Origin of the sequence: Paenibacillus sp. FSL K6-3182 (genome assembly GCF_037976325.1) — a bacterium.
Classification (GTDB): domain Bacteria; phylum Bacillota; class Bacilli; order Paenibacillales; family Paenibacillaceae; genus Pristimantibacillus.
In genome coordinates this window covers 4,310,443-4,325,612 of sequence record NZ_CP150265.1, presented here as the reverse complement: position 1 = coordinate 4,325,612, position 15,170 = coordinate 4,310,443, and the positions used below count along the sequence as shown (strand labels likewise).

Sequence of the window (15,170 nt, the reverse complement as noted above, 5' to 3'; positions counted from 1 at the left end):
TTCGAACATTCGGAAATCCCTTCCTTCTTACTATAATAGAAGAAAGGTGGCTTACATCGATATGAAAACGGCCGTTAATAATGGGCCCTCTCCGTCAATAGACCAAACAGATTCGAAACGTCACTTCATGAGGACGAAGACGGTGGACAGTCTTTGGGGATATTTTTTCATCTTTCCGCAAATGGTCGGTTTGGTTATCTTTTCGTTGATTCCGCTTATATTAGCTTTCGCCATCAGTCTAATGAGCTGGGACGGCTTCGGTGAACGGACCTTTGTCGGACTAGACAATTTCGTGGGGCAGTTTAAAGATCCCGATTTCAGAATCGCGCTTGTTAACACACTATATTATACCGTTCTCACCGTACCGACCGGCATCATTCTGGCTATGCTTGTTGCTATTGGCTTAAATAAAGTAAAAGGAAAGATCCTTTACCGGCTTATTTATTTCATGCCTAACATTACGATGTCCGTAGCGGTAGCAGTCGTTTTCATGTGGCTCTTTAACGCGGATTTCGGGCTGATTAATTTATACTTAAAAGATTGGTTCGGCATTGAAGGTCCCCGTTGGCTGACAGACACGCGGTTCGTAATGCCTTCCATTGCGCTGCTTAGCATATGGATGGGACTTGGAGGCAGTATGGTGCTTTTCCTTGCCGGATTACAAGGAATATCCGCGACATATTACGAGGCTGCACAAATTGACGGCGCCAGCAAATGGCAGCAGCTGCGCCATATTACGGTTCCTTTGTTGTCATCGACTACATTTTTTGTCACCATCATGTCCGTGATCGGATCTTTCCAGGTGTTTGATCAATCCTTTGTCATGACCTCGGGTGGACCGGCAAAAGCCAGTTATACACTTGTATACCACATTTATGACTCGGCATTTGTTGATTTTACCTTCGGTACAAGCACATCGGCCGCTGTCACGCTGTTTGCGATGATTTTGACGCTGACCTTGCTGCAGATGAAAATATCCAAACGTTGGGTTCATTACGAAGAATAAGGATGACCGGGAAGGAGAAAACTCATGAATTCGAAAAAGCTTCAACCCTCTACGATGGTGCTTCATGTCGTGCTGATCATTGGGGCCTGCGTCATGGGGCTGCCTTTCCTATGGATGATACTCAGTGCGCTAAAAGATTTGTCCCAAGTATTCGTCGTTCCGCCTAAATGGATTCCTGAACCGTTCGTATGGTCCAATTTCAAAACTTCGTTGACGGCCTTGCCTTTCGGGCGAGCTTACTTTAACAGCTTCTATATTAATGTCATCGTCGTATTCGCGCAGCTGATAACATGCTCAATGGCTGCATACGCTTTCGCCAAAATCCGGTTCCCATTCCGGGAACCGCTGTTCATATTGTTTCTGGCAACGATGATGGTGCCCGGACAAGTGACAATCATCCCGCTGTACTTGATGATGAAAAATTTCGGCTGGCTCGATACGCATCAGTCGATCATCGTGCCTGCTGCTTTATTAAATGCCTTTGGCGTTTTTCTGCTCCGCCAATTTTTTAGAGGCATCCCGAAGGAAATGGAAGAGGCAGCCATTGTGGATGGTGCCAATCGCTTTACGATCTATACGCGCATCATGCTTCCGCTAGTCAAGCCTGCGCTTTCAGCACTCGGCATATTCACTTTTCTGGGCATGTGGAACAATTTCTTTTATCCGCTTATCTTTCTCAACAGCCCGGAGCAATTTACGGTACCTATGATGCTGAATCTATACCGCGGCATGTATGCGACGGACTGGACGCTGATGATGGCTGGTGCTTCAATCGCTCTGCTCCCGGTATTGGTCGTTTACATGATCGGACAACGTTATATTATTGAAGGGGTAACACTGTCCGGCATAAAAGGATAAAACGATCATAAAAAACGGGTTGAGACCTAAGAGACCTCCATCCGTTTCCTTATCATACAGCGATGTCCGCGAACCCTGTATTATAGAATTATTTGTTATTAGCAGCTTTTACTTTTTTCAGCTCTTCGTCATAACGCATCGTAATGTACTTTCGGCTGATATCTTCAACTTCTTTTACAAATTGCCAAACCTCTTGTCCGCTTTTTATGCTTCACATAAGCATTATAAGTTGCTTCAGCTTCATCGTGGCCATACAGGTTGTGGTATTCCGTATGCAGTTTCTTCTCTCCGTTATCTATTACGTTGACGAACCTATAATTCTTAGTATTTTTATATATTGTTACACAACATATGTGGGCATCCGTTTCTTAGGAACGAAGATGTCCATTTTTTTTGTGAAGATAAAGTTGAGTGGAGGGAAAGATATGGCTTCGTTTTTCCATACATACTGTCCGGAGGGGATCAGCAGCGAGTATCGACTGAATGTATACTAGTAGGTATTTTTCTTTTTTAGCATTAGACTATTTATATGATATCTTCAAGCGAAGGGACTAATAAAATAATTCCTTTGACTGTACATATTAGATAGAGAGGGAGTTGATGAATATGAGTGAACAAGAGCAAGAGGCCTTTCAATTGCCGTTAGTCCATAACGCAGGAGACTTTGTCATCCAAGCTGGGTTTGTGCTCGGGCCCAGGCAAATTGACGATTTTGAATTAGTCTACTTTCCCGATGGTACCCAAACGGAATATGAGATAGGCGGAAGCTTATTTGTTCTTAATGAGCCATGCTTCATATTCACACGCCCAGGTGACTGGCATACCTACCGGTTCGCGCCGGAAAAAAACGTACGGCATTTGTTTGTGCATTTTGATTATGCCTCACTGCGGAATGCGGACGAACGATTCGTGGCCTTGCTCCGAGAAGGGCATATGTTCCTGGCAGGGCGCCATATGCTCGTAACTGGCTTAATGGAGAAAATACTTTGGATTGCGAATCAGCAGCCTGCATATTGGCGGAGAAGGCTTTCCGTTTTGATTTCCGCCTCTCTAGAAGAACTATCGTCCTTTTCCTCACAAGTTGCGGAAGGGGAAGCGATTCCCTTGCCTGTTCCTGTTCAACACGCGATTACCTATATGGAAGAGCATTTGAGCGATCCCGTAAAAATTGAAGAAATCGCAGCGATATCGGGCTGGTCACATGAATACTTCACACGAATGTTTGTCGCTACCACGGGCATGTCCCCCAAACGGATGCTGCTCGAATTACGGTTTCGCCGTGCTGAGATATTGATGATGAGGGGCACCGGCACAGTGAAACAGATTGCCTATTCGGTAGGCTTCGGTGATGAACACCATTTCTCAAAAATGTATAAAAAAGTTCGTGGAATAACGGCATCGGATTACATAAAAAGGTGCCAGGATCCCTTATTTCGCCACACGGTATCCGTATTGGACCCATACACGCCTTATCCTTTAAATCGAAATATTTTGGTGAATTCCTTGGTCAAATAAACACATCATTTGCCTGTTTTAGACTATGGAGAGTGCTGCCTTATCACGCTAAAATTAGGGGGTAGGCATATAAATCGAGGGAGTGAACTGGTTATGGGGAAGTTTTATATACCTAAATCACGTGCGAGGGATAACCGCTATTTAGTAAGCGTGAAGGATTATTCCCACTATCACAGAGAAGGCTATTTAATTGTCAGAAACTTATTGTCAAAAGAAGACATCGACGAGTTATATGAATTAGCAGAGCAATCAAGGCTTAATAGCCTTCAGCTGGATAATCAGGCAGATCGTGATAGTAAGGACCCTCTCAAGGAGGAATTTGCAAAGGCGACACGAATTCACATGATGTCTCGTTTCAGCGGAGCAGCGGAGAGGGGCATGCTTAACCCTCGAATAGTCGATGTTACAGAGGCATTGGTCGGGCCGGATGTATACGCCCTTCAGTCCATGCTTTTCTTAAATCCTCCTGGAAAAGGCGGTCAAGGCTGGCATCAGGATGCATGCTATATTAAGACGCATCCGGATACGTTAATCGGAGCGTGGATCGCCTTAGAGGAAGCAGATGAAGAAAATGGCTGCTTATGGGTTGTCCCCGGTTCGAACCACGAGCCCATATATCCTCCTGATGGTGTTGGAGGAGGAAATGTGCACGCGGTGGATGCATTCGAGGATTTGAATGGTGTGCAGAATGTGAGCCATCTAGACGATAGTGTGAATACGCTATCTAAGGTTGTCGCATACTATCCTCCTGCCATACCCGTTCGGCTAAGTCCTGGAGATGTTTTATTTTTCCATTCGCATCTACTTCATCGCTCTTATCCGAATCGTACCCAGGATCGCTACCGTCGCTCATTCGTTTGCCATTATTGCAATGCACGTTCTTGGGTTCCATGGGACCATGATGGATTCGAAGGTCATTCAGGGAATTACCGTCAAATTCTCGTCCGCGGAAACACAAACCTCCCTTATGCTGAGCCAGCATTTGGAACTGAGGTTTATTTGGCAGACGGAGAAGAAGAATCGAGCAGCATTACAATGATGGGGATGGATAATGGTATGATGATGCCAATTGGAACGGAAAAAGACGAATAAGCAGTTTTGATATATGAATTGTATACTAGTAAAGAGTTCGCTGCTTTCTTTGATTTCAAAGATTCTGCACAAATATCCTATCCAGTGAAAGTGTTTGTTCTGGATCAGCTTGACCGTGAATTGACCGATTTTGTTAGCTTGGCGGTTCCAACCCTAATCAAATAAATAAAATCCAGTCGCCTCAAGCGGGTTCATAGCTTGGGGCGACTGCTTTGTGTAAACATCTAACATATCAAGTGCACTTCAAGTGGATATGTTTTTTTTTATTTCAAAGAAAACTTTATTTTCTGCTGATAGCTGCCATTTTCCTGTTGTCACATCTGGGTTGAGAGTATGACGATCCCCAAGTATTTATGGATAAAATCATGCGTAATATCTATGATAATGATAGAAACAATAATATTGATCTATGATTATTGAAAACATACAATTAACTTCGTAAACAACCCTAATTAAACTCACTTATAAGGAGGATCTGTTCATGTCAAACTTTGTTGCAGATATTCAAATACCAGACAGCTCGCTGGCTAAAGCAGCCGCAGAGATACTTCGAGAGTATGGAAACGACTTACTGTGGAATCATTCCCACCGGGTGTATCTATTTGGTGCACTGATGGGAAAAAGAGATAAAGTTAAGTATGATTCAGAGCTGCTGTATATCAGCGCTTTGTTCCACGACCTAGGACTTACCAAGCACTACAGCAGTCCAGATAAACGTTTTGAGGTCGATGGAGCTAATGCAGCACGTAACTTTTTACGAAGTTATGGAGTACCGGAAGAATCTGCACGGCTCGTATGGGATGCCATCGCCTTGCATACAACCATTGGAGTGGCCCAGTATAAAGAATCGGAAGTCGCTTTGATTTACTCTGGCGTTGGCTATGATGTGATGGGAGAAAACTTTGATGCGCTTACCGAAGAGATGCGAAACCAAGTAACATCGGCTTATCCGCGCGATGGATTTAAGAACAAAATTTTACCGGCATTTCTTGAGGGGTTTGCTCATAAACCGGAAACGACCTTTGGCAATATCAAGGCAGATGTATGTGCCCGGTTGCTTCCGGGATTCAAACGAATCGACTTTTGCGATTGTGTACTTCATTCGCCATGGCATGAGTAAGTTTTTTTAGCGAAAGCGAATCTTTAAAGGCTGCTCTTAACAATCCCCGTCGGACAGCAGTCGGGGATTGTTTTGTTTATCTAAAATTATCTATAATGCAAGCTGACTATGACTCTAAATCGTTGATTAAAATATGATTTTATAAAGAATTCAGGAAACTGGGGGTACAGGATGGAAATCCGACAATTGGAATATTTCATGGAAATTTGTCACGAGCTGCATTTTACAAGAGCATCCGAGAAGTTAGGTGTCACGCAGCCTACACTTAGCCACCAGATAAAAGCACTTGAAGACGAATTGGGTTTACCTTTATTCGATCGGATAGGAAAGAAGATAGCAATTACTGGGGCAGGATTTATTTTGCTAAAACATTGCCAAACCGTATTTCACAGCCTTGAAAGCGTAAGGGAAGAAATTCAGGAACTGCAAGAAATCAAACGAGGGCGTCTATCCGTGGGAGTTTTGCCAGGCGAATTAAATTCGCTTGTTTGCCGGCTGCTGCCGGATTTTCATGATGCCTATTCAGAAGTGCAGGTTAGAATCATTACCGCGGACAATGTTGCGGAACGCTTGCTTCATAACGAGATCGACCTTGCTCTTACTATTACTCCTGTTCATGATGAACGAATCGATTCTCAGCCCCTATACAACGATATGCTTTATTTAGTAGTCAATGCTGAACATCCCCTAGCGGAGAGAACCCAAGTAAGCTTAGAGGATCTTAAGGACATCTCTCTTGTTTTGTTTCCGGAGAATTATCAGTGTCGGCAGCAGATTGATGCCATCTGCAGCCTCAGGAATATTCATTTACGACCTGCCATCGAAACCGATTCTATTGAATCAATTATCAACCTTATTGAAGCAGGAGTAGGGGGCTCCATCCTTTCTGAAACCTTGATTAAGCAGTGGAATAGGCCTGGAATAAGAACATTGAGTATTGAGGAAGCCCCATTTAGTCGGCAAGTTGGACTAATTTATCACAAGGAGAAATATAGGGGGCAAACAGTTCTAAAATTTACCGAGCTTCTTCAAGAACAAATAAGAAAACTTGGACTATCTAATTAAATCTGTCCAAAAATTTTGACCTGGCATGAAAAGATAGCGTGCTGAATCAACCGTTAGCCATTCTTGAAATGTGCAAACAGTACTATCACATTTTGAGTATCCAAAGAAATGCATTGAGTGTTGGACATTGTGGATATCACAGAGGGAGGCGAAGTCCGCACATGGCAGTACACAACCTTTGTAGAAGTTTGAAACAATTAACAATCGAAGGGGATCGCTCAATGCATATAAAACTGTTGTTTTATTTTTCAATTAGAATAGAACTAATTAAACGCAAACTGGACCGTGGTTTTGCCTTGGCAGTTGCTCGATTATCATTATATTAAGAAAAACTGCAAAGTGTGGGAGGTGAATTGTTTTGTTTTAAAGAAAGAAGTGGGCAACGTGGGCAGATTATGGAGTCGGGATTTTGTAACGATTTGTTTAAGTCATTTTTTTATCTTCTTGACCTTTTATATGTTAGCCGTTACCTTACCGCAATTTGTCCTCGATGAGCTGCATGGGAGTAGGGTAGGCATCGGACTTGTTATCGCGTTTTTTGTTATTACTGCGGTTATTTCAAGACCTTTAACCGGAAAGTGGTTAAACGAGATAAGTAAACGAAAAATAAGGAAACGGTGCTCAAGATTGAATTTAATGTAACTGGTATAGTTTTGGTTTATAGCGGTAGTGCAGAGAATGATCCAAAAGAGCAGTATCTCTTATCTTTGATGTATACAGATACAAATAAACACCTACAGTCTATTCAAATGATATAAGCTCCTCAGGAGTCTATCATCGGGCATATAAACGATTATTTTATTGATAAAAATGTAAGAGTTTGAAATAATTAAAAAGTGAGATAAGCCGCTATTTTCATTATTACAATCAACACAGAAATCAGTTGGGACTTCCTACCTCGATGAATCGTTTGCTTCCATCTCCAAAATGTTCAAATGTAATCATTAACTCTTACTAGTGAATTATTGGGTTAATTAAAAACTGTTTAATTTAACTGTCAAACATGTCGGTTTTCTAATTTGAATGAGATTGATTAGGTTAATATATCGTTGTCTCAGCTTAAAATGGTACTATGTATTTAAGCAATCAGCTACTTTAAACTAGTACTTTGCATCATATTTTATCTAAACAAAGGAGAATCTCAAATGGGAAATTCAATATTTGACAATTTTAAGTGGATTAATGAAAGCAAGGCAACCTTTGAAAATGACAAATTGATTATTGAAGCCCCTGCAGAAAGTGATTTCTTCTGTAATAATGGCCCCGTTTCCGAAACAGGAATTACACCGGAAAATCTTTGCAATGCACCATTTTATTACAAAGAAGTTACTGGAGATTTTGTGATGCGTGTTCAGGTTTCTCATGATTTCAGGGATACTTACGATGCGGCGACCATTATGGTTATGCAAGATCTTCAGGTGTGGGCTAAAGCATGCTTCGAACAGACAGATTTTGGTACACATGCTGTAGTAAGTGTTGTCACGAATCATCATTCGGATGACGCTAACGGGTGTAACATTAAGGGAAATCATGTATGGTTACAGGTTGCAAGAGTTGATAACTCATTTTCATTCCATTATTCGTTGGATGGGGTTAAGTTTGATATGATGCGATTCTTTAGCTTACCAGTCGATAAGACAATCAAGGTGGGACTTGTAGCGCAAGCGCCAATAGGAAAAGGTGGAGAACGAGTCTTTCAAAACTTTTCATTGACAAATACAAAGGTTAACAATATTCGGTATGGGGTATAACTGGATTCGAATATGTTCGTTAACAAATATAAAGAGGTTTTTTCCAAGGTATAAGAAACTGATTAAGCTGCGATAACCCCAAATAAGTGTGGGATTATCGCAGTTTTTTTATTTATAATACATCCGTATTCCTGTAGCGAACTGCCCGAACCCGAATACTTCTTAATATCTTCATTGGCATTATTTGTATTAAGAGAGAGGTGCAATATAAACTCACTTGATAACGAAGAACGCATAAAATCAATTTATTGCGAATCTACCGATTTCTCGACAGGCTGAAGCCGATCAGCAATAAAGAAACATAGCAGTACGGGAACCAGCGTAATGGCATTCACGAGTATAAATCCCCATGTTCCAGCAGCTATCCTTTGGTACCAATAGTAGTCAGATAAAAATACATACACCATAACAAGCCAGACGGCTGAAAAAGTAGACACGATGATATAAGCTTTCACAATGATATCTCACCTCTGAGCTATTATTCCTTATGCGCAACCCAATTATGCTACGAATAAATTACCAATTACAGCGCATAATGAAGCAATCGGTAAGGGAGGTTCAATATGGAACGTCGTGTCACTACAATAAGCAACTTTCAAATGATGACCCTAATCGTCATTTCAACGATCGGAACCTCGAGTCTTTACGCCCCTGCAACATTTGCCGATTATGCGGAACGAAACTCTTGGTACTTGGCAGTGGCGGGAGGAATAATGGGGCTCATAAATTTGTTCGTTTTTTTGAAGCTCAATCAACTTTACCCGAATAAAAATATCATTTCCATTTGTACGCATCTGCTTGGTTCTTGGATCGGAAGCGTTATGGCCTTTTTATTTATCTGCTATTTTATTGACGTAACGTCTTGGGTTTTACGCGAGTTTTCCCAGTTTTTTATTATCGTTTTAAATCCGCTCATTCCGCAGATCTGGTATTTGTCTGCCGGTGCTATCATGTGTGCGTACGCGGCTTATCATGGCCTTGAAGTGTTTGCGCGTGTTTCGGAAATAATATTCTTTGTTACGGTAACCACCTTTTTGTTGATCTACATGCTGCTGATCAACCAATATCACCCCGAATATTTGCTTCCAATACTGGAAAACGGTCTGGCTCAGCCGCTCAGGGGGCTTTTACTTTCCATGTCATGGTTTGGTGATTTGATGTTTATATCAATGGTCCTGCAGCATGTTCGTAAGACGAAGCACACGACTGCTTATGCCATGAGTGCCGTGGGCATTACTTTGCTTCTGCTTTTGATGTCGATCTTATCGTGCACGATGCTGTTTGGGGGCAAGACGACGGCAACCTTTACTTACCCGAGCATTAGTCTCATTCAAAATATAAAGCTGTTCAGCAACATAGAACGGTTTGATGCCGCGCTCGTTGTTGTTTGGGTGATGAGCTCGTTTATCAAAATAACGGCATACTTCTGGTCCGCGCACCAAGGTCTTTCACAATTGCTGCGGCTCCGCAAGCCTCACATGTTCATTATTCCGATGGCCATTGGTTTTGTTATCGTCTCCAAGTTCAAAGTATGGGGATTAATCGAGCTATCTGCCTTTTATGACAGCCAGGCTTGGTATTTTGTTATGTTTCAGCTATTCATTCCAGCCTTGCTGCTGTTTATTGCTTTGATCAAAGAGAATATGAAAAAAAAAGCAGGTGAATGCTGTGGGCAACAACAGTAACAACAAAACAAAGCTCACGAGCAACGTTTGCGATAACAAACGATTGCTAAAGGAATACATGCAAGCGACGGATGATCTGGTTATGGTTCATTCCACCCTTAGTCAGGGCCAGTCTGCTACGGTATGTTATCTAAATGAAATGACTGATACGAGGAAGCTTGATCTTATGCTGATTCGATATAAAGAAGACGAAAACCTGCTGACTGCTTTCCAAATGGACGAGAAGGTCTACACCATCGAGGATGCCGCGGACTCTCTTGCGGCTGGCCTATCGGTACTACTTTTTGATGAAAAAGAATATGCGATATCCATCAATACGCTCGGAATTCAACTGCGAAGCGTGGATGAACCGGTAACTGAAGCGGTAGTGAAAGGTCCAAGAAGCGGATTTACGGAGTCCTTGACCAATAATCTAGCTTTAATCCGTTATCATTTTCCGTCTCCCATCTTAAAGGTTGAATACCGCAAGGTAGGTCACTTGAGTAAAACAAACCTCATCATTCTGTCACTTGGTGGAATAACGAATCCGGAAATTTTAAAGGAAGTCCACTTAAGAATCAGCGAAATTCCAGCGGATACGATACTGGAAGGCAACTACGTGGAGGAGTGGATTACCGATAACCGCGGGACCTTATTTCCGTTAATTGAATCGACAGAGAGGCCTGATCGAGTTATCGGCGCATTGCTTGACGGCAGAATTGCGGTCATTGTGCAAGGAACGCCTTTTGTAATGCTTCTGCCGTTCGTTTTTTTGCAAGCATTCCAAGTGAGCGAGGACTACGCCTGGAATTACTATATAGGCTCTGTGATGCGCCTAATTCGATTTCTCAGCGCAATGATCGGCATGCTGCTTCCTGCCTTTTACGTAGCTACGGTTACGTTTCACCATGAGCTGGTACCGACGACGTTACTGCAGAGCATAGCATCGGCGAAAGAGCCTGTTCCTTTTCCGGCGGTGGTGGAAAGCTTCATGATGATGATCGCTTTCGAAATTATGCGCGAAGCGGGCATCCGCATGCCGAAGCAGGTCGGACAAGCTGTCAGCATCGTAGGCGCCCTCATATTGGGGCAAGCAGCCGTAGCAGCTGGAATCGTATCCCCCATTATGGTTATCGTCGCTGCTCTAACCGGAATTTGCACGTTTACGCTGCCTCCTACGGCTGTTAACTATGTCATTCGTATGCTTCAGTTCGGAATGACGCTGCTTGCTTCCTTGCTAGGATATGTCGGAGTGATGATTGGAATCATTATGCTCTTGACGTACCTCGCTTCGCTTCGCTCTTTCGGCATACCTTATTTGGGACCTGCTTCACCATTTAAGTTCGAAGAATTAACGGACATTATCGTTCGTAGGCCGCATTCCATGAGCAATAAACGGCCCGGATTGTTTCGTTCGATTCAAAACAGGCGATTCTCGGGTAAGCAAAGATGAAAGCAAGAAAATGGTTTGCTGTCGCGGTAATTGTTGTTTGTTTTATTAATACGGGCTGCAAGGGCAGTATGGAGCTTAACGAGCTCCATATTGTACATTCCATTGCCATTGACAAAGGGGAGAACGGTGCGGTTAGATTAACGGCTGAAATTGCGAGGCTGACAACTGGCGGACAACAGCCGAAGGGGATGCAGGAGCGAACGTTTTTTTTATCCACGGAGGGTAGAAGCTTATTCGAGGCCGCCCGTCTCATGAGATCGAAATCGGACCGAACGCTGCTTTGGGGCCACACGTCGGCCATTATATTTAGTGCGGACCTAGCCAGGAGCGGAATTGATAAGATGTTAGAGGATATCCGACGGTTAAGACAATTTAGGAATTCAACTTTAGTATACGTAAAGGAAGGTACTGCCTTTGAAGCGTTAAAAGTATCTATGCCAAACGTATCCATATCTTCTCAAGCACTAAGGGGTTTATCCGAGGGAGGGAACACGACGGCCTTAACCCATAAAACTACTTTCATTGATGTCTATCAAGAATTAATTAACCAGTACAAAGACATAAGCATTCCGTCGGTAGAGATTGTTAGTGACCAGGTAGATAAAAAACTTCAATTGTTGCAGACGAAGGGACTTTTTGCTTTTAAAGGTGATCATCTCGTCGGTTTCTTGCATGTACAGGAGACAAAAGGTTTCCTTCGTGCTTCAGGCCAGATGAATGGTTCTTCCGAAACGATCGGGTGCGGGCGAAAGAAGGAGATGCTGACATTTGAAAACATTAATAACCGCAGCGTCATACATCCTAATGTGGATCAGCAGCTCAAAGCAATTGTCAAAATAGAAATTTATGCGGATCTGAATTTAACTAGTTTACAATGCGCAGATACGAAGATCGATTCGAAAGAGGTAGCCGCTTGGGAGAGAGCGCTAAATGAAAGCATTACCCAAGAGATCGATCGGTTTATCCAATTTTCCAAGAAAAATAAGGTTGATATGCTAGGGATAGGAGAAATGATTCATCGTAAGCAGCCAAAATATTGGCGTAAAATGAAGGATAATTGGGAGGAGTACTATCCGGAAGTGAAATTTGACATACAGGTGCATACGAGAATAGATCATACGAATTTTACTTCTTGAGTCATAAAGGCTGGTAGTCACATTAAGGTGATTCCGGCCTTTTATGCGTTATAAGCAAGCAACGGTATAGGAAACAAAGACCGAACGATGAGACTGAAACGGTACAAGAAAGTGCTATTGGCGAAGGTCCAATAGCCCTATCCTCTCCAGAACCCTCAACAACGCCACGATTAAAGGATTAGGATTCCCCTCCACACAAAAGCCTGAACACGCTACTCTTTTCCGCCCTATTATCGTCACTAGACATAACAATACGCAACTTCACAAATCCAGCATTGACAGTGGTGGTGTCCTTTATTATACTTTCATTACACACGGTGTGCAGTAAGTGATCTTGGTGTAATGTGAAATGAAAATGAGAGGATGGCAAGCACGGATGATAACATCAGAGAAGCCAGCTTCCCGCTCCTGGGTAAAGTGGATTTTAATTCCGGTCTATCTGCTAATGATGTATCCGCTTAAATTACGAAGGTGGCTTTACCACTATCAGCCAGAACCTGTGGAGCAGTGTTATGGCGAACTAGGGCCGCATCGTAGTAGAAGTGTGGTAATTAAGGAAGAGGATGGGAATCCGCAATACAAAATCTATTGCCCGGAGGAGATGGACGAAGCTTGTCCTGTTATTGTTTGGGGCAATGGGTCGGATGCTCAGCCTGAGAATTATGATGCGCTGCTGCTTCATTTGGCGACGTGGGGCTTTGTTGTAATCGACAGCTATTGCCGTCATACGGGCACAGGCCGAGAAGTTGCAGATACGGTCCGTTATGCCCTGCAGGAGAATGCTAATCCTGCGAGCCCTTTTTATCGCAAGCTGCTGATAGACCGCATTGGTGCAGTGGGTCATTCCCAAGGCGCGACAGGGGTCCTGAATGCAGAGAATTATCTGGATGAGCCGCTTCAGACGGTGGTTACGATTGCGCTGCCTGCTCAGATGTGGTGTGAATCCAAGGATATTTATAAGATCGAAACGCAAACTGCTGCATTATTTTTCATGGCGGGAACACATGACTTTATGATCTCGCCAAAGTCCTCCAATCGGAGTGCCTACGCAGCGGTTCGATCAGGCCAAGCAGCTGTTATGGCGATGACGAGAGCGGCTCATCATCTAGAGAGCATGGGGCAGGGCGGCATGCATAGAGGTTATTTGACCGCATGGCTGCGTTATCGGTTGGCCGATGATTCAGATGCAGCGGCAGCTTTTACTGGAGAGCATCCGGAGCTGTACCGCAATAAAGGCTGGAGCGGTGTCCATTCACAAGGACTGAAGGCTGTTAATTATGAGAGAAGAGGGGAATTAGCATGCAAAGGCTGAAGCGAACATTCTTTTTTATTGTTGCAGTGGCAGTCCTTTCCATTGTCTTTGTCAGCCGTAAGGTTTTCAAAAGACCAAGCCAAATGAATAGCTTCCGTGATACGAAACCGGGCAAGTGGAACAAGGTAAAGCTTAGCAAGCAGACAATGGCCACAGATGGTTCAACGTTTTGCTTGTATTCTCGCAAAGGCAGCAGCCGAAATTTGATGGTCTATTTCTGCGGGGGCGGGGCCTGCTGGGATGCAGAGACAGCGAAGATCCCGTTGTCCCTGCGTTCTTATCTCAAGTACGGGCAATTTGGCTATTATTTCGCCCGAATTCCGTTCTACATCTTTAATATGCATCGTGGGATCTTCGATCAACGTCCAGACAACCCGTTCTCCGAGTGGAATGTCGTCTTCATTCCTTATGTCTCAGCTGACTTCCATACCGGCAATGCTGCAGTTACTTACAGCGATGAGAAGGGAAAGAAGGTGCGGCATATCCGTCATAATGGCAGGAATAATGTGGAGGAAGCGCTGCAATGGGTGTATGCTAATTTCGACACACCGGATAAGCTTCTGATTACAGGCTCCAGTGCTGGTGGGTTTGGTTCAGCCTTCTATGCCAGTGACATTGCGAGCCATTATGCAGATGCAGAAATCTATCATCTCTCTGACAGCTCCTTCCTTGCTTCCAAGCAATGGCCGAGTATTGTAAACAAGCAGTGGAATACTGATTTCACACGCCAGTTCGCATTTCCGATGGAGACCGATATGATTGGGGCGGCGTTCCGCCACAATGCGAAGGCCATGCCTGCTCATGCTGTGCTCATGCATGCTTGTACGATTAATGACAAGGTTCTCACCTCATTCCAGAACCGTCTTAATGGCAAAGGAGACGATATTGACCCGCAAAGTTTGGAGGCATGGAGCCAGCAGTTTCGAGCGGCTACCCGCCAGCTTGACGAACAACTGCCTAATTTTTATTATTTTCTTACAGAATACGGCTATGATAAGGAGAATCACACGACTCCGCATACGCTGCTGCCGATGCAAGCCTTCTATGAGGCTGAGGAGGAAGGGCAGAAATTAGTGGCATGGCTGGATAGCATTATTCACAAGCAAGAACGCAGCTCTCGAGGCACACGCTTCCTGCATAACGATGCAGAAGCGGGCCCGAGTGCTGCTGAAGAGCTTAGCACTACAGGATAGGGGAG

At 43.7% G+C, this 15,170-nt stretch carries 15 protein-coding genes; 14 read left to right on the top strand and 1 reads right to left on the bottom strand.

All coding sequences use genetic code 11. From position 1 onward, the window contains the following. Nucleotides 1–127: 127 nt before the first annotated feature. The 9 genes from MHH56_RS19005 (at nucleotide 128) to MHH56_RS18965 (ending at nucleotide 8,407) form a co-directional block, all read left to right on the top strand. Nucleotides 128–1,006 (top strand): sugar ABC transporter permease, encoded by an 879-nt coding sequence (locus MHH56_RS19005; protein WP_076266068.1) that lies wholly within the window; start codon nucleotides 128–130, stop codon nucleotides 1,004–1,006. 24 nt (nucleotides 1,007–1,030) lie between these two features. Further along, the gene (locus tag MHH56_RS19000) at nucleotides 1,031–1,864 is read left to right on the top strand and encodes a carbohydrate ABC transporter permease (protein WP_076265461.1); all 834 of its coding nucleotides are present in this window, start codon (nucleotides 1,031–1,033) and stop codon (nucleotides 1,862–1,864) included. A 606-nt stretch (nucleotides 1,865–2,470) separates the two neighbouring features. Continuing rightward, a complete protein-coding gene (locus tag MHH56_RS18995; RefSeq protein WP_339203182.1) occupies nucleotides 2,471–3,379 on the top strand; it encodes an AraC family transcriptional regulator in 909 nt (302 codons plus the stop codon). A 93-nt stretch (nucleotides 3,380–3,472) separates the two neighbouring features. Next, a complete protein-coding gene (locus MHH56_RS18990; protein ID WP_339203181.1) occupies nucleotides 3,473–4,471 on the top strand; it encodes a phytanoyl-CoA dioxygenase family protein in 999 nt (332 codons plus the stop codon). Between the two features lie 18 nt (nucleotides 4,472–4,489). Continuing rightward, nucleotides 4,490–4,636 carry a hypothetical protein gene (locus MHH56_RS18985; protein WP_339203179.1) on the top strand — a complete coding sequence of 49 codons (147 nt, stop codon included), beginning with the start codon at nucleotides 4,490–4,492 and terminating at the stop codon, nucleotides 4,634–4,636. A 316-nt stretch (nucleotides 4,637–4,952) separates the two neighbouring features. Beyond that, a complete protein-coding gene (locus tag MHH56_RS18980) occupies nucleotides 4,953–5,591 on the top strand; it encodes an HD domain-containing protein (protein WP_339203177.1) in 639 nt (212 codons plus the stop codon). Nucleotides 5,592–5,762: 171 nt separating this feature from the next. Beyond that, nucleotides 5,763–6,656 carry a LysR family transcriptional regulator gene (locus MHH56_RS18975; protein WP_339203176.1) on the top strand — a complete coding sequence of 298 codons (894 nt, stop codon included), beginning with the start codon at nucleotides 5,763–5,765 and terminating at the stop codon, nucleotides 6,654–6,656. A 285-nt stretch (nucleotides 6,657–6,941) separates the two neighbouring features. Then, nucleotides 6,942–7,298: an MFS transporter gene (locus MHH56_RS18970; protein WP_339203175.1), complete on the top strand. Its 357-nt coding sequence runs from the start codon at nucleotides 6,942–6,944 to the stop codon at nucleotides 7,296–7,298. A 503-nt stretch (nucleotides 7,299–7,801) separates the two neighbouring features. Then, nucleotides 7,802–8,407 carry a DUF1349 domain-containing protein gene (locus tag MHH56_RS18965; RefSeq protein WP_339203174.1) on the top strand — a complete coding sequence of 202 codons (606 nt, stop codon included), beginning with the start codon at nucleotides 7,802–7,804 and terminating at the stop codon, nucleotides 8,405–8,407. 245 nt (nucleotides 8,408–8,652) lie between these two features. Here MHH56_RS18965 and MHH56_RS18960 read toward each other — a convergent pair whose 3' ends face one another. Beyond that, nucleotides 8,653–8,862: a hypothetical protein gene (locus MHH56_RS18960; RefSeq protein ID WP_339203172.1), complete on the bottom strand. Its 210-nt coding sequence runs from the start codon at nucleotides 8,860–8,862 to the stop codon at nucleotides 8,653–8,655. A gap of 108 nt (nucleotides 8,863–8,970) precedes the next feature. On the opposite strand from MHH56_RS18960, the gene MHH56_RS18955 reads away from it, so the two are divergent. From MHH56_RS18955 to MHH56_RS18935, 5 genes are all read left to right on the top strand, one after another. Beyond that, nucleotides 8,971–10,092 (top strand): endospore germination permease, encoded by a 1,122-nt coding sequence (locus tag MHH56_RS18955; RefSeq protein ID WP_339203170.1) that lies wholly within the window; start codon nucleotides 8,971–8,973, stop codon nucleotides 10,090–10,092. After that, on the top strand, nucleotides 10,076–11,524 hold the full coding sequence (locus tag MHH56_RS18950) for a spore germination protein (protein WP_339203168.1): 1,449 nt from the start codon (nucleotides 10,076–10,078) through the stop codon (nucleotides 11,522–11,524). Before MHH56_RS18955 ends, MHH56_RS18950 begins: the two co-directional genes overlap by 17 nt. After that, complete coding sequence (locus MHH56_RS18945) at nucleotides 11,521–12,660, top strand: Ger(x)C family spore germination protein (protein WP_339203166.1); 1,140 nt, start codon at nucleotides 11,521–11,523, stop codon at nucleotides 12,658–12,660. The genes MHH56_RS18950 and MHH56_RS18945 overlap by 4 nt, the downstream gene beginning before the upstream one ends. 376 nt (nucleotides 12,661–13,036) lie before the next feature. Then, entirely contained in the window at nucleotides 13,037–13,972 is a 936-nt protein-coding gene (locus MHH56_RS18940) for an alpha/beta hydrolase (RefSeq protein WP_339203165.1), read from the top strand. After that, a complete protein-coding gene (locus tag MHH56_RS18935) occupies nucleotides 13,960–15,165 on the top strand; it encodes a pectin acetylesterase-family hydrolase (RefSeq protein WP_339203164.1) in 1,206 nt (401 codons plus the stop codon). Before MHH56_RS18940 ends, MHH56_RS18935 begins: the two co-directional genes overlap by 13 nt. The last annotated feature ends 5 nt before the right edge of the window (nucleotides 15,166–15,170 follow it).

Bases quoted from the DNA above. Each gene is read 5' to 3' on its own strand.
- MHH56_RS19005 (WP_076266068.1), top strand. From the start codon at position 128: ATGAGGACGAAGACGGTGGACAGTCTTTGGGGATATTTTTTCATCTTT.
- MHH56_RS19000 (WP_076265461.1), top strand. From the start codon at position 1,031: ATGAATTCGAAAAAGCTTCAACCCTCTACGATGGTGCTTCATGTCGTG.
- MHH56_RS18995 (WP_339203182.1), top strand. From the start codon at position 2,471: ATGAGTGAACAAGAGCAAGAGGCCTTTCAATTGCCGTTAGTCCATAAC.
- MHH56_RS18990 (WP_339203181.1), top strand. From the start codon at position 3,473: ATGGGGAAGTTTTATATACCTAAATCACGTGCGAGGGATAACCGCTAT.
- MHH56_RS18980 (WP_339203177.1), top strand. From the start codon at position 4,953: ATGTCAAACTTTGTTGCAGATATTCAAATACCAGACAGCTCGCTGGCT.
- MHH56_RS18975 (WP_339203176.1), top strand. From the start codon at position 5,763: ATGGAAATCCGACAATTGGAATATTTCATGGAAATTTGTCACGAGCTG.
- MHH56_RS18965 (WP_339203174.1), top strand. From the start codon at position 7,802: ATGGGAAATTCAATATTTGACAATTTTAAGTGGATTAATGAAAGCAAG.
- MHH56_RS18955 (WP_339203170.1), top strand. From the start codon at position 8,971: ATGGAACGTCGTGTCACTACAATAAGCAACTTTCAAATGATGACCCTA.
- MHH56_RS18945 (WP_339203166.1), top strand. From the start codon at position 11,521: ATGAAAGCAAGAAAATGGTTTGCTGTCGCGGTAATTGTTGTTTGTTTT.
- MHH56_RS18940 (WP_339203165.1), top strand. From the start codon at position 13,037: ATGATAACATCAGAGAAGCCAGCTTCCCGCTCCTGGGTAAAGTGGATT.
- MHH56_RS18935 (WP_339203164.1), top strand. From the start codon at position 13,960: ATGCAAAGGCTGAAGCGAACATTCTTTTTTATTGTTGCAGTGGCAGTC.